Origin of the sequence: Thalassolituus hydrocarboniclasticus (genome assembly GCF_025345565.1) — a bacterium.
Lineage (GTDB): Bacteria > Pseudomonadota > Gammaproteobacteria > Pseudomonadales > Oceanobacteraceae > Venatoribacter > Venatoribacter hydrocarboniclasticus.
In genome coordinates this window covers 2,784,580-2,805,059 of sequence record NZ_CP054475.1, presented here as the reverse complement: position 1 = coordinate 2,805,059, position 20,480 = coordinate 2,784,580, and the positions used below count along the sequence as shown (strand labels likewise).

The following is a 20,480-nucleotide window of genomic DNA, read 5'->3' as shown; positions in this document are numbered from 1 at the left end:
GTGCGCTTTGTTCTCAGTGCACGGGATGCCGCCATGAGACAGCAACAACGTGACATTCTTCGCCGTCATGGGCTGGCCAGCAGTGGAGCGCTGCTGTTTACGCTGCTTTTTATGGCAGGCTTTCAGTTGCAGGGTGACCCTGCGGATGCGGCTGTTTTGTATTCTGCCATTGCGGTTTACTGGGTTGGGCAGGCATTGCTGTTGTATTGGGTCGGTTCCGGCCGCAGCCTGAATTATCAGGACCCCGGCCTGACTGCTTTCTTTATGGTCTGGGCCATTTCCTTTGTTTCCATCATTCTTTATCTGTGCAGCGAACACCGCAATGTGGTGATGCTGGGCTATCTGGCGGTGATGCCGTATGGGGTGTTCCGCCTTACCTGGCGCGGTTTTCTCGGTGTTGCGCTGTTTACCATGGCGTCTTACACCCTGGTGATGCTGGTGCTGCATCACCAGAATGCCGGCCAGTGGCAAGCCAGCCAGGAGGCTTTGTTGGGGGCTGCGTTCTTTATCAGCCTGCTGGCATACAGTTTTCTTGGGCGTGAAGTGGCTTTGCTGCGTGAAGCCTACCGCCAGAAGAACCGCGAGTTGCGCCGCGCGATGGTGCGCATTGAAGAGCTGGCGATTACCGATGAACTGACCGGCTTATACAACCGCCGTTATCTGTTGCGTACGCTGGAAAAACAACGGGCTCTGGCAAATCGTGAAGGGCTGCCCTTTGTGCTCGCCTTTGTCGATATTGATCACTTTAAACAGATTAACGATCAGCATGGCCACCGTATCGGTGATCAGGTGCTGGTGGAGCTGGCGCAACTGCTGCGGCTGTCGGTGCGGGAAGTCGATCTTGCTGCACGTTATGGCGGTGAAGAGTTTGTGCTGCTGCTCAGTGGCCTGACGCTGGCTACGGCCGAAAACGCGCTGAACCGTATCCGTATTGCCGTGATGGAAGAGAATTTCTCGGAGTCTTCTCTGCCGCTGACGGTATCCATCGGTGTGACGCAATATCATGCCGGTGAGGAGGGCGATGAGCTGCTCAACCGTGCTGACCGTTTGCTGTATGAAGCGAAGCGCGCCGGACGTAACCGCGTACGCACCGAAACGCTGGAGCAAACCTCAGCTCAGTCTTCCTGAGCAAAAAAAAAGCCCCGTGGAACCTGAAGGTCACGGGGCTTTTGAGGCATTGTTTTTGAGGCGCTGTTCAGGCCTGCAAGTCCAGGCTTACAAGAGTGAGCCTGTTATCTTTCAGTCTTCCTGACAGAGCAGGAATTCGAGCAGGGCCTTCTGTGCATGCAGACGGTTTTCTGCTTCATCCCATACCACCGAGCGCGGATCATCCAGTAAGTCTTCACTTACCTCTTCACCGCGATGCGCCGGCAGGCAGTGCATAAAGAGCACGTCTTTATTGGCCAGATCGAGCAGCTCGCGTGAGACCTGATAATCACGGAATTTACGCAGGCGCTGTTCCTGTTCATCTTCCTGACCCATAGACGCCCAGACGTCCGTGGCGACCAGATCGGCACCGCGTACCGCTTCTTTCGGATCACGCATCAGCGTGACACGGTCTGCGGCTTCATCAACCAGAAACTGTGACGGTTCGAAACCTTCCGGTGTGGCAATGTTCAGTTTGAAATCAAACTGTTGCGCCGCGTTGATGTACGACTGGCACATATTGTTGCCATCGCCGATCCAGGCCACGGTTTTGCCCTGAATAGAGCCACGGTGCTCGACGTAGGTCTGGATATCGGCCAGCAGCTGACAGGGATGAAAGTCATCGGTCAGGGCATTGATTACCGGTACCTCGGAGAACGCCGCAAAGCGTTCTACGGTTTCGTGTTCGAAGGTACGGATCATGACGACATCGACCATGCGTGACAGCACACGGGCGCTGTCTTCTACCGGCTCACCACGCCCCAGCTGGGTATCGCGCGGCGACAGGAAGATGGCATGGCCACCCAGTTGTGCCATACCGGCCTCAAAGGAAACACGGGTGCGGGTGGACGATTTTTCAAAAATCATCCCCAGCACACGGTTACGCAAAGGCTCGTAGATCTCTCCACGCTTGTGCATCTGCTTCAGCTCGATGGCGCGCTGGATAAGCCAGTTCAGCTCTTCCGGAGAATGGTCTAACAGGGTTAAAAAATGTCTCACGTTAGTTCCTTATTCAAACTCAACCGAGCGCCTCAATCAGGGCGGACACGGTTTCGATGATCTGGTCAGCTTCGCTCTGTGACAGATTCAGCGGTGGCAGCAGACGCACCACATTGCCGGAGGTCACATTCAGCAGCAGACCCTGTTCCAGAGCGGTGGCCATCAGTGACGGGCAGTCCTGGTTCAGCACCAGACCAATCATCAGGCCGTGGCCACGGATTTCGAGCAGACGCTCGCTGTTGTTCAGGCGTGCACGGAAACCGTCACGCAGGTAATCGCCCATGGTGCGGGCGTGATCACACAGATTCTCTTGTTCAATGGTCTCAACTACCGCCAGTGCTGCCGCACAGGCCAGCGGGTTACCGCCATAGGTTGAGCCATGGTTGCCAGGCTGCAGTACCTGGGCCGCTTTACCCTGAGCAAGACAAGCACCAATAGGTACGCCGTTACCCAGACCTTTGGCGGTGGTTACGACATCCGGGCGGAAACCAAAGTGCTGGTAGCAGAAATAGGTGCCGGTCCGGCCGTTACCGGTTTGTACTTCGTCGAGCATCATCAGCAGCTGGTGTTCATCACACAGTGTGCGAACGCCATTCAGATAGTCTGCGCTGGCGGTGGCCAGACCGCCTTCGCCCTGTACCGGCTCCAGCATCACCGCAACCACATTCGGGTTGGCTTTGACGACGGCTTTAATGGCATCCAGATCCTGATAAGGCACACGGATAAAACCATTGAGCAGCGGGCCAAAACCTTCCTGTACCTTGGTGTTACCGGTAGCGGTCAGGGTGGCCATGGTACGGCCGTGGAAGGCCTTGGTCATAACGATGATGACGGGCTCATGGATACCGCGGTCGTGACCGTATTTACGCGCAATTTTAATCGCCGCTTCGTTGGCTTCGGCACCGGAGTTAGAGAAAAACACGTTTTCCATGCCGGAGACACGCACCAGTGCTTCAGCCAGTGCCTGCTGCTTGCTGATGCCATACAGGTTTGAGGTGTGAATCAGCTTGTCAGCCTGCTCACGGATAGCCGCCGTGACCGCCGGGTGGGCATGGCCCAGACCGCATACGGCAATACCACTGAGCGCATCCAGATAGCGTCGGCCCTGAGTATCAATAACCCAGCTGCCTTGTCCACTTTCAAACGTCACGGGTAACCGCCCGTAGGTATTCATGATGGCTTGCATATCACTCAAATCCTCTGAAACGCAAAAAGGCAGCCTTGGCTGCCCCGGAAGGGTCAGCATCATACGAAAGGGCCGTAACTTTGTAAATGTTGCCTGATTGACAGGCGAATCCCCGCTCGGGCTGAGCATTTCGGTTAATACCGGGCGGCGTTGCGATCATTGTCAGTGCCCGGGGAGCTGGGTAGTGTGAAGACATCTCTTTAATGAAAGGTCGCCGTATGGAGCAGTATCTGCAAAGCACCCGCTATTTTGATGCCGCCAATCCGCAGGTTGTGGCGCAGGCGCGTGCGCTGGCTGGTGATGCCGCCGATCCGCTGGAAATTGCCCGCCGCCTATATCTCGGTGTGCGCGATGGTGTGCGCTACAACCCTTATACCTTCAGTGAGGATCCGCAGAGTTTCAGTGGCAGTCATTGTCTGGCTGCGGGCCAGTCATACTGTATTCCCAAGGCGGTATTGCTTGGCTCCATGGCGCGGGCGCTGGGAATTCCTTCCCGGCTGGGATTAGCGGATGTACGCAATCACCTGTCATCGCCACAGTTGCTGGCGTTTCTGCGCTCGGATGTATTCGTTATGCATGGCTATATCGAGCTGTGGCTGAATGAGCGCTGGGTAAAAGCGACACCGGCCTTCAATAAAGCATTATGTGAGCGTATGGGCGTGGGCGTGCTGGAGTTTGATGGCGAGCAGGATTCGGTGTTTCAGCCGTTTGATGAGCAGGGCCGGGCGCATATGGAATATCTGAACGATCATGGCACCTTTGCTGATGTACCGGTTGATTTTATTGTCGCTCAGGTTGCAGCGGCTTATCCGCATCTGGTGAAAACCGCCGATTTTGCCGAGCGTTCACTGGAAGGAGATATTGCAGCCCCAATGAGCTGAACCGGTCAGAAACTCTGATCGTCGCCACAAAAATTCTTTGCTGGCTGCCTGTTATCCCAGTTCGCAGAATGCAGCTATTTGCGGAGAATACTATGCAGAAGCGGAATACTGGTTGGTCGTGGCTGTATATTACAGCCGCGCTCTGGGGACTGAGTGGCACTCTATGTGTGGCTGAAGAGCCAGCAGCGGATGCTGAAGAAATGATATCCGCGCCAGCGGATGACGGCGATCAATCATACCGCCGTGAGATTCAGCAGGAATGTGAATCCCAGGCGACGTCGATGGAGCTGGAAGGGTCCGACCGGGCCGATTACGTGCGTTTATGTCTGCAGCAATACGGCCTGTAAACCTTGGTCAGCCGCGTCCGCGGGTGCGGGTGCGGTTAGCGCGGGCATTTTTCTCGATAAAGATCATGATCTTGGCGGCCACGTCGATACCGGTCGCTTCTTCAATGCCCTGAATGCCGGGAGATGAGTTTACTTCCATCACCACCGGGCCATGGTTGGAGCGCAGAATATCCACACCGGCAACATTCAGACCCATAGTGCGGGCGGCGCGTACCGCAGTGGCACGTTCTTCCGGCGTAATACGGATTAACGAGGCGCTGCCGCCACGATGCAGGTTAGAGCGGAATTCGCCTTCCTGTGCCTGACGTTTCATGGCGGCCACGACTTTATCGCCCACCACAAAGCAGCGGATATCGGCACCGCCGGCTTCTTTAATGTATTCCTGCACCATGATGTTGGCTTTTAAACCCATAAAAGCCTCAATCACGCTTTCGGCGGCCTTGCGTGTTTCCGCCAGCACCACGCCGATGCCCTGAGTGCCTTCCAACAGTTTGATGACCAGTGGGGCGCCACCGACCATACGGATCAGGTCGGGAATATCGTCCGGGCTGTGGGCAAAACCGGTAACCGGCAGACCAATGCCTTTGCGCGCCATTAACTGCATAGAGCGCAGCTTGTCGCGTGAGCGGCTGATGGCGACGGATTCGTTCAGCGGGTACACACCCATCATTTCAAACTGGCGCAGTACTGCGGTGCCGTAAAAGGTGATGGAAGCACCGATACGCGGGATAACAGCATCAAAATCATCCAGCTCGTAGCCCTGATAATGGATGCTGGAATCCAGGCTGTTGATATTCATATAGCAGTGCAGGGTATCCAGAACACTGACTTCATGTCCGCGCGCTTCGCCGGCTTCCACCAGACGACGGGTGGAGTAGAGGTTGGCGTCACGCGACAGAATAGCAATCTTCATAGGGAATCTGTTCCTGGATACTGGCGTTCGACATCGACCAGAAAACGCCCGCTGATGGCCCGGCGGCCAATCAGCATGGGGTATTTCATGCTGCCGCGGTGGCTGAGGCTGAGTTCGATGGTCCAGGTTTTCCCGGCAGCAAAAAGCTGAGTTTTAATAATGTAGCGATGGCTGCGCTGGCCATTGGAGCTGGCGATCACACGACGGTCGACCACCTCGGCTTCACAGATCTGATCCAAGGTTGCGGTGTCGTTATCAAACAACACATGGAAGCGAACCCAGGATTTTCCGTCCCGTTTAAAGGGCTCAATGCGTTCAGCATGCAGGCTGCTGGTGCAGGCCCCGGTATCGACTTTGGCCAGACACTGGATGCCAAAGTCGGGGAGAGAGACTTGTTCTATGTAGCCGAGTACAGGCTTAATCATCGCTGTCTATGCTGTCCGAGCCGGTTTCAGCCACAGCAGCGGAAGAAGCCGTGAAGTAGATCTGCTTACGGCGTAATGCATTGAGGTAAATGGCCCAGGTTTTCTCGACATCAGAGGCTGGCTTCTCGTTACCGTGACAGGTGGCAACAAAGCGCTCTTCTTCGTCATTCTGTGGCGCGCGGCTGCCTTCGTGCAGCGCTTTCATGGCCACACCTTTTGTTTCCAGAATTTGCGCCTGAATACGGGTGAAATCCCCTGAACGCTGGAAACCACGTGGAAAATTGCGGTCGTCAAAGAACTTTTTATCGCAGTCAAAACTCTTCACTTGGCTATTGTCCATTCTGCACCTACTATCCCGATGAGGTAATTTTGGGCGGAGTATGGTCAGCCATGATTCGTCGGTAAAACAAAAAAAACTTATCGTAACGAAAATTTTCTTTGGTCGATATGGACACAGAACTGCTTAAAACTTTTATGGAAGTCTCACGTACCCGGCACTTCGGACGGGCGGCAGAAAACCTGTATCTGACGCAGTCTGCCGTCAGCTTCCGGGTGCGCCAGCTGGAAGGACTTCTGGGGGTGGAACTGTTCTCCCGCCAGCGCAATAACATTCAGCTGACCCCGGCAGGTGAAAAACTCATGCCATTGGCTGAAAGCAGCGTTCTGCTGGAGCAGCGTATCCGCCAGGAAGTGGCGATGGCGGATGGCAAAAGCCAGCAGATGTCACTGGGGGCGACCCCGAATCTTTGGGATGCCTTTCTGCAGGAGCAACTGCGCCTGTTTATGAGTAGCTCTCCGGGTATTGCCCTGAATGCCATGGCGCACAGCAGTGGCAATCTGGTGCGGCAGATTATTGAACGCACCCTGGATCTGGCCTTTGTCTTCGATGCTCCCAAAGTGGACGAACTGACCACCATTGAAGTGATGAACATCCCTCTGTATCTGGTTTCCGCTGAACCTTGTGACAGCTGGCAGGATGCATTGGCGCAGGATTATGTGCTGGTGGACTGGGGAACGTCGTTTCAGATTCAGCATGCGCAGGAATTTAAAGGGGCAAAACCACCGGTATTACAAACCAACACCGGACGGATTGCGCTGGATTGTATTCTCAGTAATGGCGGTTCAGCGTATTTGCCGTCCAGCCTGATTCAGCCGTACCTCGACAGCGGGCAAATGCATGTTGTGCCCGATGCGCCGGTCATCAACCGTACGGTTTATGCCAGCTTTCATGCCAGCAGTGGCCGTGAAGAGCTGATTAATAAAGTGATCGAACAGATTGCAACCAATGTCACTGCCGCGGCTGCACTGGCATCGCCACAGGGGGAATCCCGATGAGTATCCGTTGCCAGGCATGGGTTATGACACAGACCGGTGGGCCTGAGGTTATACAGAAAGCTGAGATTGAATTACCTGAACCGGGCATCGGCCAGGTACTGATTCGTGTGGTGGCTGCCGGTTTCAATCCGGTGGATACCAAAATCCGTGCCGGGCTTGCGGCCATTGCGCCACAGTCTGGTGTGCTGGGCTGTGATGTCAGCGGTTATATAGAAGCAACAGGCGAAGGGGTCAGTGCATTGTCTCCGGGCGATGCTGTTTACGGCTGCGCCGGCGGGGTTAAAGGACATCATGGTGCGCTGGCGGAATATATGGTCGCCGACGCTGATTTACTGGCCCCGGCTCCTCATAATCTGCCGCTGGAAGACTGCGCTGGTCTGCCCATTGCTGCTATTACGGCTTACAACGCAGTACAGCGCCTGCAGCTTCAGGCAGGAGAACGGCTGTTTGTGGTGGGAGCATCCGGTGCGGTTGGTCTGATGATGACGCAGATTGCACATCAGTTGGGTGCTCTGGTTGAAGGCTCGGCCGGCAGTCGCGAACGTATTGCTCAGGTTGAAGCTTTCGGTGGCCGTGGCTGGTTGCATGCGCAGTGCAGTGAGCTAGTGGCGCAGGGAGAGAGTTTCGCCAGAGTACTGGACACCTTTGGTGGTGCGGGACTGCAAACCGCGCTTGAACTGGCCGCACCCTATGCGCAGGTGGCGACGATCAACGCCCGTAATCAGTACGATTTATCCCAGGCACATGCCAAAGCGCTGACCCTGCATGCTGTTTTTATGCTATTGCCACTGTTGCGGCAGGAACATATGGCGGCCCATGGGGAGTGCCTGAGAACTCTGACAGCCGGCATTGAAGCCGGTGAGCTTAAAGGCCTGCCTGTGCAGCGTTTTGCTATGTCTGAAGTGGCACAGATTCATGCCCGTTATGAAGCCGGAGAATTACCGTTTAAGGCGGTGATGCTGCCCGACTTCTGAGTCATCAGGAGTCAGGCATAAGGAAGATCCGCCGGGGGTCAGTCGATCCCCAGCCATTTGTGCGTCTGCAGGCTCAGCTTCCATTGCGGGTGGGCAAGACAATATTCGACGGTCTTGCGCATATTGCTGGTTGATAAGCCTTCTTTCGCCCCTTCATTCTTATCCGTGGCCAGAATCATGGCCTGATAATCGGCCATCGGCTGCAGATAAAAATGCCGTGCATTAAAAGAAGCAAAGCGTTCCGGCATGGCTTTGCTCTGCGGATAGACCAGCTTCAGCTCATCACACTCGGTAAGCACAACCTCTGCATCCGCTTTCGGACTCAGGCAAAGCCAGTCGATGCCGGCAGGTGCAGGCAGGGTGCCGTTGGTTTCAACGCCGATTTCAAAACCTGCTTCGTGCAGTGCTTCTATTAAAGGTACGTCGAGTTGCAGCAAAGGCTCACCGCCGGTGCAGACCACATAGGGAACTCCCTGAGTTGGGTCTGGCCACAGACTGCTGATCAGGCTGACCAGCTCCGCTGCACTGTAGATTCCGCCATTTTCGCCATCGGTACCGATAAAATCGGTGTCGCAGAAATCGCACACGGCGTCAGCACGGGAATCTTCGCGCCCGTTCCACAGATTGCATTTACTGAAGCGACAAAACACAGAAGGGCGTCCGGCCTGTGCGCCTTCGCCCTGCAGTGTGTAAAAAACTTCCTTAACGCGGTAGCGGTCGGCCATCAGCTGTTCTCGTAAGCCAGTGGGTCGGTGGCATGGTTATGGGCAAAGGCCTCCAGGCGTTCAACGCAGGAGCCGCACTTGCCGCAGGCTTTCTCGCGACCGTTGTAGCAGGTCCAGGACTTACCATAATCCAGCCCCATCTTCAGACCGTCGGCAAGGATCTCTGTTTTGTCGCTGTTCAGGTAAGGCGTAACAATATCAACCGGCTCGTAGTTGGCCAGCTTGGCGACTTTATTCATAGCGTGAACAAAGTCCGGACGGCAATCCGGGTAAATTGCGTGGTCACCGGAATGCGCGCCGTAAAATACTTTGCTGGCACCAATATCCACGGCATAGCCAATGGCCAGCGACAGCAGAATCATATTGCGGTTCGGCACCACGGTGGATTTCATATTGGCCGCTTCATAGTGGCCTTCCGGGATTTCGATATCAGACGTCAGAGAGGAACTCTGCAGTAGCTGATTAATAGCGGTGATATCAATGATACGGTGATTGATTCCCAGCTCTTCACACACGCGGGTGGCAAAGGCGATTTCCTTGCGGTGCTTCTGGCCATAATCAAAGGTCAGAGCATAGAGCTCGTAACCTTCTGCTTTGGCTTTATTAAGAATGGTAAAGGAATCCATACCACCGGAATAAATAACAACGGCTTTCTCGGCCATGACTAACCTCTTTCTTAAAAAGATACTGGAACAGATAAACAGTCCGAACCAGGGAGCCGGGTGGCTCCGGGAATTAAGGCGGCAAGTATACGTGCTTTATATAGAAGGGGGAAAAGGGAGGCCGAAATGCTCCTGTAAATTTTTTTCAGAAACCTGTTGACCGCTGGCAGGATCTCTCTATAATGCGCCCCTCTCGACCGCTACGGCGTGTTGAGAGGATTTAAAAAGCTTTATTTTTCAATGGCTTACAAGATTCTAACGAATCGTAAGTTGCTGAAAAATTCTCGAAAAAGGTGTTGATTTCGGTCAGTAAGAGCGTAGAATGCGCCACCTGCTTTGAGAGTGATCCGGAAGGGTTGTTTGAAGCTGAGTTAAGTGTTTGATTTTAAAAGAAATTTTGAAAATTAACACTTGACACGATCTGGAGGTGTTGTAAAATGCGCCGCCTGAGTTGAGAAGCGAAAGCAGAAAGATTCAGGAAGTTAAGCGGTTGAAAAGATTCAAAAAAATCGCTTGACACCAAGAGCTGCTTCTATAGAATACGCAGCCCGCTTTGAGAGAAACGAAGCGATGTTCTTTAAAAATTCAAGCATTAAGTAATTCGTGTGGGTGCTTACTGAGACGCTCTGGAGACAAAGCATTATCAAGTAAGAACTCGTCGATAATTCATTTATGAAGCAAAGACAGTTTTATTCTTGAGCAAGATTTAGATTGGATATTCCTCCAGTCGAAACTTTTTAAACTGAAGAGTTTGATCATGGCTCAGATTGAACGCTGGCGGCAGGCTTAACACATGCAAGTCGAGCGGTAGAAAGTAGCTTGCTACTTTTGAGAGCGGCGGACGGGTGAGTAATGCGTGGGAATCTACCTGGTAGTGGGGGACAACAGTTGGAAACGACTGCTAATACCGCATACGCCCTACGGGGGAAAGCGGGGGATCTTCGGACCTCGTGCTATCAGATGAGCCCGCGTGAGATTAGCTAGTTGGTGGGGTAAAGGCCTACCAAGGCGACGATCTCTAGCTGGTCTGAGAGGATGATCAGCCACACTGGGACTGAGACACGGCCCAGACTCCTACGGGAGGCAGCAGTGGGGAATATTGGACAATGGGCGCAAGCCTGATCCAGCCATGCCGCGTGTGTGAAGAAGGCCTTCGGGTTGTAAAGCACTTTCAGCGAGGAGGAAAGGTTGTAGCTTAATACGCTGCAGCTGTGACGTTACTCGCAGAAGAAGCACCGGCTAACTCCGTGCCAGCAGCCGCGGTAATACGGAGGGTGCAAGCGTTAATCGGAATTACTGGGCGTAAAGCGCGCGTAGGTTGTTTGTTAAGCGAGATGTGAAAGCCCCGGGCTCAACCTGGGAACTGCATTTCGAACTGGCAAGCTAGAGTACAGTAGAGGGTGGCGGAATTTCCTGTGTAGCGGTGAAATGCGTAGAGATGGGAAGGAACATCAGTGGCGAAGGCGGCCACCTGGACTGATACTGACACTGAGGTGCGAAAGCGTGGGGAGCAAACAGGATTAGATACCCTGGTAGTCCACGCCGTAAACGATGTCTACTAGTTGTCGGGAGACTTGATCTCTTGGTAACGAAGCTAACGCGATAAGTAGACCGCCTGGGGAGTACGGCCGCAAGGTTAAAACTCAAATGAATTGACGGGGGCCCGCACAAGCGGTGGAGCATGTGGTTTAATTCGAAGCAACGCGAAGAACCTTACCTACTCTTGACATCCTGCGAACTTTCGAGAGATCGATTGGTGCCTTCGGGAACGCAGAGACAGGTGCTGCATGGCTGTCGTCAGCTCGTGTTGTGAAATGTTGGGTTAAGTCCCGTAACGAGCGCAACCCTTGTCCTTAGTTGCCATCATTTAGTTGGGGACTCTAAGGAGACTGCCGGTGACAAACCGGAGGAAGGCGGGGACGACGTCAAGTCATCATGGCCCTTACGAGTAGGGCTACACACGTGCTACAATGGCCGGTACAGAGGGTCGCGAAGCCGCGAGGTGGAGCTAATCTCACAAAGCCGGTCGTAGTCCGGATTGGAGTCTGCAACTCGACTCCATGAAGTCGGAATCGCTAGTAATCGTGAATCAGAATGTCACGGTGAATACGTTCCCGGGCCTTGTACACACCGCCCGTCACACCATGGGAGTGGGTTGCTCCAGAAGTAGATAGCCTAACCTTCGGGAGGGCGTTTACCACGGAGTGATTCATGACTGGGGTGAAGTCGTAACAAGGTAGCCCTAGGGGAACCTGGGGCTGGATCACCTCCTTAAACGATACTTCAGTCGTCTCAGTTAAGTGCTCACACGAATTGCTTAAATGCTTTTACACGGACCCTCTGTGGTTTTGTGTTGTTCTTTAAAAATTAGGATACATGAGAATTGAGATTCTCAAGCGAACTTGCAGTTGCTTGGCGATAGCAATTAACTCCATGCCATAAAGTTTTGTTCTTCATAGCTTGTAAGAACTGAAACGGTTTGGGGTTATATGGTCAAGTGACTAAGCGTGCACGGTGGATGCCTTGGCATCTGGAGGCGATGAAAGACGTAGTAGCCTGCGATAAGCTTCGGGGAGGTGGCAAACAACCTTTGATCCGGAGATCTCTGAATGGGGAAACCCACCCGTCATAAGGCGGGTATCATACACTGAATACATAGGTGTATGAGGCGAACGCGGAGAACTGAAACATCTAAGTACCCGCAGGAAAAGAAATCAACCGAGATTCCCTAAGTAGTGGCGAGCGAACGGGGACCAGCCCTTAAGCTGTTTTGTGGTTAGTAGAACGCTCTGGAAAGTGCGGCCGTAGTGGGTGATAGCCCCGTATACGAAAACCTATAAGCAGTGAAAACGAGTAGGACGGGACACGTGATATCCTGTCTGAATATGGGGGGACCATCCTCCAAGGCTAAATACTCCCAGATGACCGATAGTGAACCAGTACCGTGAGGGAAAGGCGAAAAGAACCCCTGTGAGGGGAGTGAAATAGATCCTGAAACCGTGTACGTACAAGCAGTGGGAGCCGACTTAGTTCGGTGACTGCGTACCTTTTGTATAATGGGTCAGCGACTTAATGTTAGTGGCAAGGTTAAGCGAATAGCGGAGCCGTAGGGAAACCGAGTGTTAACTGCGCGTATAGTCGCTAGCATTAGACCCGAAACCGGGCGATCTATCCATGAGCAGGTTGAAGGTTGAGTAACATCAACTGGAGGACCGAACCCACTACCGTTGAAAAGTTAGGGGATGACTTGTGGATAGGAGTGAAAGGCTAATCAAGCCCGGAGATAGCTGGTTCTCCTCGAAAGCTATTTAGGTAGCGCCTCGTGTCTAACCATGGGGGTAGAGCACTGTTAAGGCTAGGGGGTCATCTCGACTTACCAACCCTTTGCAAACTCCGAATACCCATGAGTTCAATCACGGGAGACACACGGCGGGTGCTAACGTCCGTCGTGAAAAGGGAAACAACCCAGACCGTCAGCTAAGGTCCCAAAGTTACAGTTAAGTGGGAAACGATGTGGGAAGGCTAAAACAGCTAGGAGGTTGGCTTAGAAGCAGCCACCCTTTAAAGAAAGCGTAATAGCTCACTAGTCGAGTCGGCCTGCGCGGAAGATATAACGGGGCTCAAACTGTACACCGAAGCTACGGATGCAATTTATTGCATGGTAGAGGAGCGTTCTGTAAGCCGTTGAAGGTCAAGGTGTGAACCAGGCTGGAGGTATCAGAAGTGCGAATGCTGACATAAGTAACGACAAGGGGAGTGAAAAACTCCCCCGCCGGAAACCCAAGGGTTCCTGTCCAACGTTAATCGGGGCAGGGTTAGTCGGCCCCTAAGGCGAGGCTGAGAAGCGTAGTCGATGGGAAGCGGTTTAATATTACCGCACCTCTTTATAGTGCGATGGGGGGACGGAGAAGGCTAGGCCAGCACGGCGTTGGTTGTCCGTGTTTAAGGTGGTAGGCAGAGGACTTAGGCAAATCCGGGTCCTTAATGCCGAGAACTGATGACGGTGACTCTACGGAGTCCGAAGTGGTCGATGCCATGCTTCCAGGAAAAGCCTCTAAGCTTCAGCTATAAAGAGACCGTACCCCAAACCGACACAGGTGGGTAGGTAGAGAATACCAAGGCGCTTGAGAGAACTCGGGTGAAGGAACTAGGCAAAATGGCACCGTAACTTCGGGAGAAGGTGCGCCGGTTTTGGTGAAGGACTTGCTCCGTAAGCTGAGACCGGTCGAAGATACCAGGTCGCTGCAACTGTTTATTAAAAACACAGCACTCTGCAAACACGAAAGTGGACGTATAGGGTGTGACGCCTGCCCGGTGCCGGAAGGTTAATTGATGGGGTTATCTTCGGAGAAGCTCTTGATCGAAGCCCCGGTAAACGGCGGCCGTAACTATAACGGTCCTAAGGTAGCGAAATTCCTTGTCGGGTAAGTTCCGACCTGCACGAATGGCGTAATGATGGCGACACTGTCTCCACCCGAGACTCAGTGAAATTGAATTCGCAGTTAAGATGCTGCGTTCCCGCGGCTAGACGGAAAGACCCCGTGAACCTTTACTATAGCTTCACAGTGAACTTTGAATTGGCTTGTGTAGGATAGCTGGGAGGCTTTGAAGCAGAGACGCCAGTCTTTGTGGAGCCAATCTTGAAATACCAGCCTGGTCAATTTGGGGTTCTAACTCTGGTCCGTTATCCGGATCGAGGACACTGTGTGGTGGGTAGTTTGACTGGGGCGGTCTCCTCCCAAAGAGTAACGGAGGAGCACGAAGGTCGGCTAATCCTGGTCGGACATCAGGAGGTTAGTGTAATGGCACAAGCCGGCTTAACTGCGAGACAGACACGTCGAGCAGGTACGAAAGTAGGTCATAGTGATCCGGTGGTTCTGTATGGAAGGGCCATCGCTCAACGGATAAAAGGTACTCCGGGGATAACAGGCTGATACCGCCCAAGAGTTCACATCGACGGCGGTGTTTGGCACCTCGATGTCGGCTCATCACATCCTGGGGCTGAAGCCGGTCCCAAGGGTATGGCTGTTCGCCATTTAAAGTGGTACGCGAGCTGGGTTTAGAACGTCGTGAGACAGTTCGGTCCCTATCTGCCGTGGGCGTTTGAGATTTGAGAAGAGCTGCTCCTAGTACGAGAGGACCGGAGTGGACGAACCTCTGGTGTTCCGGTTGTCACGCCCGTGGCATTGCCGGGTAGCTACGTTCGGACAGGATAACCGCTGAAAGCATCTAAGCGGGAAACCTCCTTCAAGATGAGATCTCACTGGAACTTCGAGTTCCCTGTAGGGCCCTGGAAGACTACCAGGTTGATAGGTCAGGTGTGTAAGTGCTGTGAGGCATTGAGCTAACTGATACTAATTGCCCGTGAGGCTTGACCATATAACACCCAAACCCGGAAGGGTTGATTGAATACGACAAGCAACTGCTTGTTCGCTTGAGAATCTCTTCACTTAACAGTGACTCATGTATCCGCCCTAATTTGAAGTCATGTCGCAGAACGCGTAAGACGACCAGCTTCATAAAGGTTTGCTTGACGACAATAGAGCTGTGGAACCACCTGAATCCATTCCGAACTCAGAAGTGAAACGCAGCATCGCCGATGGTAGTGTGGGGCTTCCCCATGTGAGAGTAGGTCATCGTCAAGCTCTTATTCTAAACCCCCGTCAGCTGAGCTGGCGGGGGTTTTTCTTTGTCTGAAAAATACCTGCGATAACTTAAACGGTGGTGATGCCTGGCTTTTGTTATACTGCAGCTTCGTTTACACGTGAGAGTAATCCCTTGTTTGCCAATATCGAATTTAATGCCCGTCTGCTGACCGGCCTGGAACAACTTAATATTTCTACCCCGACTGAAGTTCAGGAGCTGATGCTTCCTTTGGCACTGGCTGGAAAGGATGTTCAGGTCTGTGCGGAAACCGGTAGTGGTAAAACACTGGCTTATCTGTTGCCGATCATGGAGCTTTTGCTGAATAAAGCAGCGGCGCCGAATGCCGCGACCCGTGCACTGGTCATGGTGCCGACACGGGAACTGGCCCGTCAGGTCTTTAAAACGGCTCAGCAATTCGCTGATCTGACTCATCTGAATGTCGGTTTACTGACTGGCGGTGACGAATTCAAATATCAGGCTGCGGTGTTGCGTAAAAACCCGGAAATTATTATTTCTACACCGGGTCGTCTGGTTGACCATATCAAGCGTGGTACAGCGGAACTTAAGGACCTGGAGTTTCTGGTTCTGGATGAAGCAGACCGCATGCTGGATATGGGCTTTGCTGAAGACATGAATCTGGTGGTTTCACATGCAAATAAAGACCGGCAGACCTTTATGCTGTCTGCGACGCTGCGTCATGAAGGTATTGGCCGTATTGCCCGTGCCATGCTGCGAGAGCCGGAAGTAATCACCACTCATACTGTGCAGGATCAGCATGAGTATATTCGCCAGCAACGCATTCTGGCGGACGATAATGCTCACAAAGACCGCTTGCTGGTCTGGTTGCTGGCCAATGAAACTTACGACAAAGCCATTATCTTTGTGAACAAACGCATTGAAGTACAGCGTCTGAATGAGTTCCTGCGTCGTCACCGTAACGGTATTGCTATGTTGCATGGCGATATGACCCAGGACGAGCGTAACTATGTGATGCAGTCTCTGCGTGAAGGTAAGCGCAACATCCTGATCGCCACTGATGTTGCAGCACGTGGTCTGGATGTTGAAGGGATGGATCTGGTGATTAACTACGATCTGGCGCGCAAAGGTGATGAATATGTTCATCGTATCGGCCGTACAGGTCGTGCCGGAAAAACCGGTTTAGCCATCAGTCTGATTGCTGCCCATGAGTGGAATCTGAAGGCCTCTATTGAGCGTTATTTGCAGCAGTTGATGGAGTCCCGCGAAATTCCGGAATTAAAAGGCAGCTATCGCGGTCCGAAAAAACTGAAGTCGTCCGGCAAGGCGGCCGGAGCCAAGAAAAAGCCAAAGGCTGGTAAAAAAACAGTGGCAGCTAAAGGTTCCGGGGCTAAAGGTGCCGGAGCTAAAGGCAGTAAGAAAAATGTGTCGGAGAAAAAGAAACTGGGTCCGCGTCCGAGTCGTCCTAAAGCAACAGGTACACTGATGGATTCTGAAGGTTTTGCTCCTATTAAGCGTAAAAAGCCATCCCCGGATGCGTAAGGTTTAGCACTCAGCATAACGCTGTATAAATAAAAAAGGGCCTCATGGCCCTTTTTTATTGTCCGCTCTCTGCGAGACAGCGTTCAGTCGCGGCCAAAGCGTCCGGCATTGTAGTCCTGAATAGCCTGTTCAATTTCTTCGATGCTGTTCATCACGAAAGGTCCGTAATGGACGATTTTTTCTCCAATCGTGTTGCCACTCAACAGCAGAAGTTTTGTGTCACTCTGTGCATTCAGGCTGAGCTGCTCACCCTGGCCAAATACCAGCAGTGACTTTTCTGGTGCCAACGGCTGTGTCTGTAATTGCCCCTGATAAACAAAAGCGACGACATTCTGCTCTGCCGGTGTCGGCAGGCTGAGTGAGCTGCCGGCGGGTAATTCAATATCCAGATAACCGGTATGAGCAGCAAGGTCCGTCAGCGGTCCCTGAATGTCGTTGCCTTCAATCTGCCACCGACCGGCAATTATCCGAACCTGCATACCATTGCCGTGAGTGATCAGCGGAATCTCTGCAGCGCTGACATCGCGGTATTTAGGTGCCTGCATTTTGTCTTTGGCGGGAATGTTGATCCACAGCTGGAAACCGTGCAGCTGTTGCATTTCACGGGCAGGCATTTCGCTGTGAATCACTCCGCGACCGGCGGACATCCATTGTGCGCCGCCACTATTAATCATGCCGCGGTTGCCCATATGGTCGCGATGCTCCAGGCTGCCATGACGCAGATAAGTCAAGGTTTCCATGCCACGGTGCGGGTGTGGCGGAAAGCCGCCGATAAAATCATCCGGGTTATCGGAAGAGAGTTCGTCGAGCATCAGAAAAGGGTCGGCTACCGGCTGATCGAACAAGGCGACGCGGCGGATTTTTACACCATCGCCATCGGAGGTTGGGTGACTGGGAATAATGTGTTGCAGTTGGCGTTCGTTCATCGGATATCTCCTTGCACCTTTTTCAGATGTATTTAGCAGAGATACTCTAGCCTGAGTTCAGTCGAAAAATGAGCGCTATTTTTCGACTGAACCTTTCGAGTTATACGGCAGATTGTGCTTCTACCTGCTCTTCCAGGCCGTGGATGATGGCATCCTGAAGTTTGTGGCATTGCTCAGCATCAGAGAATGGCTGGCCATCAGCGTTGAGGATAAAGAAAATATCCGACACACGCTCACCTTCCGTCAGAATTTTCGCGCCCTGCATCTGGGCGCCGAATTCGGCAAAAATAGCGCCCATGCGGGCCAGTAAGCCCGGGCGGTCGGCGGCAATCACCTCCAGTACCGTACGCTGCATTACCGGGTCATTACTCATGGAAACCTGGGTTTCCACCTGAAACTGTTTCAGGGCTCGCGGTGTACGGCGCTGAATAATGGTGGAGTAGTCTTCCGGGTGTGACAGGGCTTCGATCAGGGTGGCGCGGATTTTTTCTATGCGCTGCGGATCTTCAATCGGTTCGTTGTTTTCATCCAGTACGATGTAGGTATCGACGGCATTATGTTCCTGCTCAGAGGTCATAATGCGGGCATCCTGAATATTCAGATTCAGCTGATCCAGTGTCGCGGTTGTGGCGGCAAATAAATTCAGCTGATCTTTCATGAAAATAAAGATCTGCGTTGCACCTTCAAACTGACGGTCTGATGTCGGACGAATGGAAACCAGTGGTTTATTACTGCTGCCGTGGGCGTGAATTTCCAGTGTCTGCCAGACAATATTATCGATTCCTTCGCGCAGGAAATAATCATCACCGGGTTCGCCCCAGATCTGCAGAATACGTTCTTCGCTGAGACCTTTGGCGGTGAGCTTGCTGATGGCTTCCTGCTGAATTTCTTCGATCCAGTCTTCTTTATTAATTGGATTGCCAAGACCGCGGCGCAGCGCAGCCTGAGTATTGCGGTACAGGTCACGCATCTGCTCTGCGCGCCAGCTGGTCCATAATTTCGGATTGGTGCTGACAATATCGGCAACGGAAATCAGATAAAGCAGATCAAGGTGGTTCTGGTCACCCATTTCCAGCGCGAACTGGTGAATGTCATCCGGATTATTCAGATCCAGGCGTTGTGAGGCCTGCGACATTACCAGATGGGAGGCGCACAGCCAGGCCACCATATGGCTGTCGGTCGGGCGTAAATTATGTTGGCGGCAGAAGGCGGCTGCGATGTCACCGCCGTTGGCAGTGTGATCGCCTTCAATACTTTTACCGGTATCGTGCAGCAGGGCGGCCAGATAGAGAATTTCTTTTTTCTGCACTTTATGAATCAGGCGTGAGGCAATAGGGAAGCGCTCGCGCACATCGCCAAAGCGCAGATGACGCAGAAAACGCATCATGCGGAAGCTGTGTTCATCGACGGTATAAATATGAAACAGGTCGTGTTCCATCATGCCGATAATATGGCCGAATTCCGGAATATAGCGGCCAAGAATGCCGTAGCGCATCATGCGTGACAGCTCACGGACTACGCGCGAACGGTTGCGCATCAGCTGCATAAATATCTGATTGTGTCCGGCGTTGGCGCGGTATTCATCATCGATCAGATTGCGGTGATCACGCAGGGCACGGATGGTATCGGAGTGAATGCCTTTGGCCTGTGGTGTTTTGGCCATCAGCAGGAATACCTGCAGCAGCCAACCCGGCTCGCGTTTAAACAGATCTTTGTCGATTAACTGCAGATAGCCATTACAGAGAACGAAATATTCATTCAGGGTTTCTATCTCATTGACCTTGTCGCATTTCATAAAGTCTTCGTTGAAATGCAGCAGCAACAGGTCAGACAGTTCGGTCGTTGCCAGCTGGTTGCGGTAGAAGCGCGACATAAAGCGCTCTACGCCCAGTAACTTTTTATCATCAGCAAAACCGAGTAACTCGGCGATTTCGCGCTGCAGGTCAAACAGCAGACGGTCTTCTTCACGCCCGGCGAGCATATGCAGGGCGTAGCGTACCTGCCATAAAAAATGGCGGCTGCGCTCCAGACGCTCAAACTCAAACGGTGTCAGAAACCCTTTATCCTGCAGGGCGAGCAGACTGCCCTGGCCAAAGTGGCGCATGGTCACCCAGGTAATGGTCTGGATATCGCGCAATGCACCGGGAGAGTTTTTAACATTGGGTTCGAGGTTGTATTCCGAATCGTTGTGCTTGCGGTGACGGGCCTGCACTTCCTGCCACTTGGCATTAAAGAATGCCTGAGCGGGCCAGATTTTATCGGCAGCGGTCGCCTGTTTCAGCAGCTGGTGCAGCTCTGTGTCGCCAGCCAGTGAGCGGCTTTCCATCATATTGGTGATGATGGTGAGATCTTTCTCGGCTTCGCTGACGCATTCATCCAGTGTGCGCACGCTGTGGCCAACATCCAGCTTCAGATCCCACAGCAGGGTGATAAAGCCCTGCAGGGCCTCGCTGTTGGCATTGATGGCTTCTTCATCGCGGGCGAGGAGCAGCACATCAATATCGGAATGAGGATGAAGTTCGCCACGGCCGTAACCACCGACAGCGACGAGAGCGAGGTCGGTGGCGGGTAAGCGGCTGTTCTGCCACAGACACTGCAGTATCTGATCAATCAGCCGGGCCCGCAGCGGTACCAGTGTGCTGGCATCCAGCGTGGCGCGGAAATAAGCGTGGGCTTCTTCCTGAATACGCTTCAGGACTGGCTTGACCACCGGCAGCGGAGAAACCGCAGCCTGCAGGTCAGCCAGTAACTGCTGCGAGTCGATCGACGGTAACGCAGGCGCCACAGCATCCATGGA

At 53.0% G+C, this 20,480-nt stretch carries 15 protein-coding genes and 3 rRNA genes; 9 read left to right on the top strand and 9 right to left on the bottom strand.

Annotation, left to right across the window (positions count from 1 at the left end; all coding sequences use genetic code 11):
* The first annotated feature begins 33 nt into the window (after positions 1-33).
* Entirely contained in the window at positions 34-1,128 is a 1,095-nt protein-coding gene (locus tag HUF19_RS12545) for a GGDEF domain-containing protein (RefSeq protein ID WP_260996935.1), read from the top strand.
* Between the two features lie 111 nt (positions 1,129-1,239).
* Here the strand turns inward: HUF19_RS12545 and argF are convergent, their stop codons facing one another.
* A complete protein-coding gene (gene argF, locus HUF19_RS12540) occupies positions 1,240-2,145 on the bottom strand; it encodes an ornithine carbamoyltransferase (RefSeq protein ID WP_145465752.1) in 906 nt (301 codons plus the stop codon).
* 19 nt (positions 2,146-2,164) lie between these two features.
* Positions 2,165-3,331, bottom strand: a complete 1,167-nt coding sequence (locus HUF19_RS12535; protein WP_260996934.1) for an aspartate aminotransferase family protein — start codon at positions 3,329-3,331, stop codon at positions 2,165-2,167.
* A gap of 203 nt (positions 3,332-3,534) precedes the next feature.
* On the opposite strand from HUF19_RS12535, the gene HUF19_RS12530 reads away from it, so the two are divergent.
* Entirely contained in the window at positions 3,535-4,212 is a 678-nt protein-coding gene (locus tag HUF19_RS12530) for a transglutaminase-like domain-containing protein (protein ID WP_260996933.1), read from the top strand.
* 92 nt (positions 4,213-4,304) lie between these two features.
* A complete protein-coding gene (locus HUF19_RS12525; RefSeq protein WP_260996932.1) occupies positions 4,305-4,559 on the top strand; it encodes a hypothetical protein in 255 nt (84 codons plus the stop codon).
* Positions 4,560-4,566: 7 nt separating this feature from the next.
* Here the strand turns inward: HUF19_RS12525 and rimK are convergent, their stop codons facing one another.
* The 3 genes from rimK to HUF19_RS12510 are packed head-to-tail and all read right to left on the bottom strand — an operon-like array spanning position 4,567 to position 6,237.
* Complete coding sequence (rimK, locus tag HUF19_RS12520) at positions 4,567-5,472, bottom strand: 30S ribosomal protein S6--L-glutamate ligase (RefSeq protein ID WP_260996931.1); 906 nt, start codon at positions 5,470-5,472, stop codon at positions 4,567-4,569.
* A complete protein-coding gene (locus HUF19_RS12515) occupies positions 5,469-5,897 on the bottom strand; it encodes an ATP-dependent zinc protease family protein (protein WP_145465748.1) in 429 nt (142 codons plus the stop codon). The genes rimK and HUF19_RS12515 overlap by 4 nt, the downstream gene beginning before the upstream one ends.
* Positions 5,890-6,237, bottom strand: a complete 348-nt coding sequence (locus HUF19_RS12510; protein WP_145465747.1) for a MaoP family protein — start codon at positions 6,235-6,237, stop codon at positions 5,890-5,892. Before HUF19_RS12510 ends, HUF19_RS12515 begins: the two co-directional genes overlap by 8 nt.
* Positions 6,238-6,371: 134 nt before the next feature.
* Between HUF19_RS12510 and HUF19_RS12505 the strand changes: the two genes are divergently transcribed.
* On the top strand, positions 6,372-7,232 hold the full coding sequence (locus tag HUF19_RS12505; protein WP_222428421.1) for a LysR substrate-binding domain-containing protein: 861 nt from the start codon (positions 6,372-6,374) through the stop codon (positions 7,230-7,232).
* A gap of 23 nt (positions 7,233-7,255) precedes the next feature.
* Positions 7,256-8,206 (top strand): alcohol dehydrogenase catalytic domain-containing protein, encoded by a 951-nt coding sequence (locus tag HUF19_RS12500; RefSeq protein ID WP_260996930.1) that lies wholly within the window; start codon positions 7,256-7,258, stop codon positions 8,204-8,206.
* Between the two features lie 38 nt (positions 8,207-8,244).
* Here HUF19_RS12500 and queE read toward each other — a convergent pair whose 3' ends face one another.
* On the bottom strand, positions 8,245-8,931 hold the full coding sequence (queE, locus tag HUF19_RS12495; protein ID WP_260996929.1) for a 7-carboxy-7-deazaguanine synthase: 687 nt from the start codon (positions 8,929-8,931) through the stop codon (positions 8,245-8,247).
* A complete protein-coding gene (gene queC, locus HUF19_RS12490; protein WP_225693556.1) occupies positions 8,931-9,593 on the bottom strand; it encodes a 7-cyano-7-deazaguanine synthase QueC in 663 nt (220 codons plus the stop codon). The genes queE and queC overlap by 1 nt, the downstream gene beginning before the upstream one ends.
* Positions 9,594-10,332: 739 nt before the next feature.
* On the opposite strand from queC, the gene HUF19_RS12485 reads away from it, so the two are divergent.
* The 4 genes from HUF19_RS12485 to HUF19_RS12470 all read left to right on the top strand — a co-directional run bounded on the left by HUF19_RS12485 (position 10,333) and on the right by HUF19_RS12470 (position 16,757).
* A 16S ribosomal RNA gene (locus HUF19_RS12485) occupies positions 10,333-11,867 on the top strand.
* Between the two features lie 217 nt (positions 11,868-12,084).
* A 23S ribosomal RNA gene (locus tag HUF19_RS12480) occupies positions 12,085-14,972 on the top strand.
* Between the two features lie 150 nt (positions 14,973-15,122).
* A 5S ribosomal RNA gene (rrf, locus tag HUF19_RS12475) occupies positions 15,123-15,238 on the top strand.
* The 16S, 23S and 5S rRNA genes sit together here, the layout of an rRNA operon.
* A 133-nt stretch (positions 15,239-15,371) precedes the next feature.
* Positions 15,372-16,757, top strand: coding sequence for a DEAD/DEAH box helicase (locus HUF19_RS12470; protein WP_260996928.1), 1,386 nt, complete (start codon positions 15,372-15,374; stop codon positions 16,755-16,757).
* A gap of 83 nt (positions 16,758-16,840) precedes the next feature.
* Here HUF19_RS12470 and HUF19_RS12465 read toward each other — a convergent pair whose 3' ends face one another.
* Positions 16,841-17,683, bottom strand: coding sequence for a pirin family protein (locus HUF19_RS12465; RefSeq protein WP_260996927.1), 843 nt, complete (start codon positions 17,681-17,683; stop codon positions 16,841-16,843).
* Positions 17,684-17,783: 100 nt separating this feature from the next.
* Positions 17,784-20,477 carry a [protein-PII] uridylyltransferase gene (gene glnD, locus HUF19_RS12460; RefSeq protein ID WP_260996926.1) on the bottom strand — a complete coding sequence of 898 codons (2,694 nt, stop codon included), beginning with the start codon at positions 20,475-20,477 and terminating at the stop codon, positions 17,784-17,786.
* Positions 20,478-20,480 lie beyond the last annotated feature (3 nt).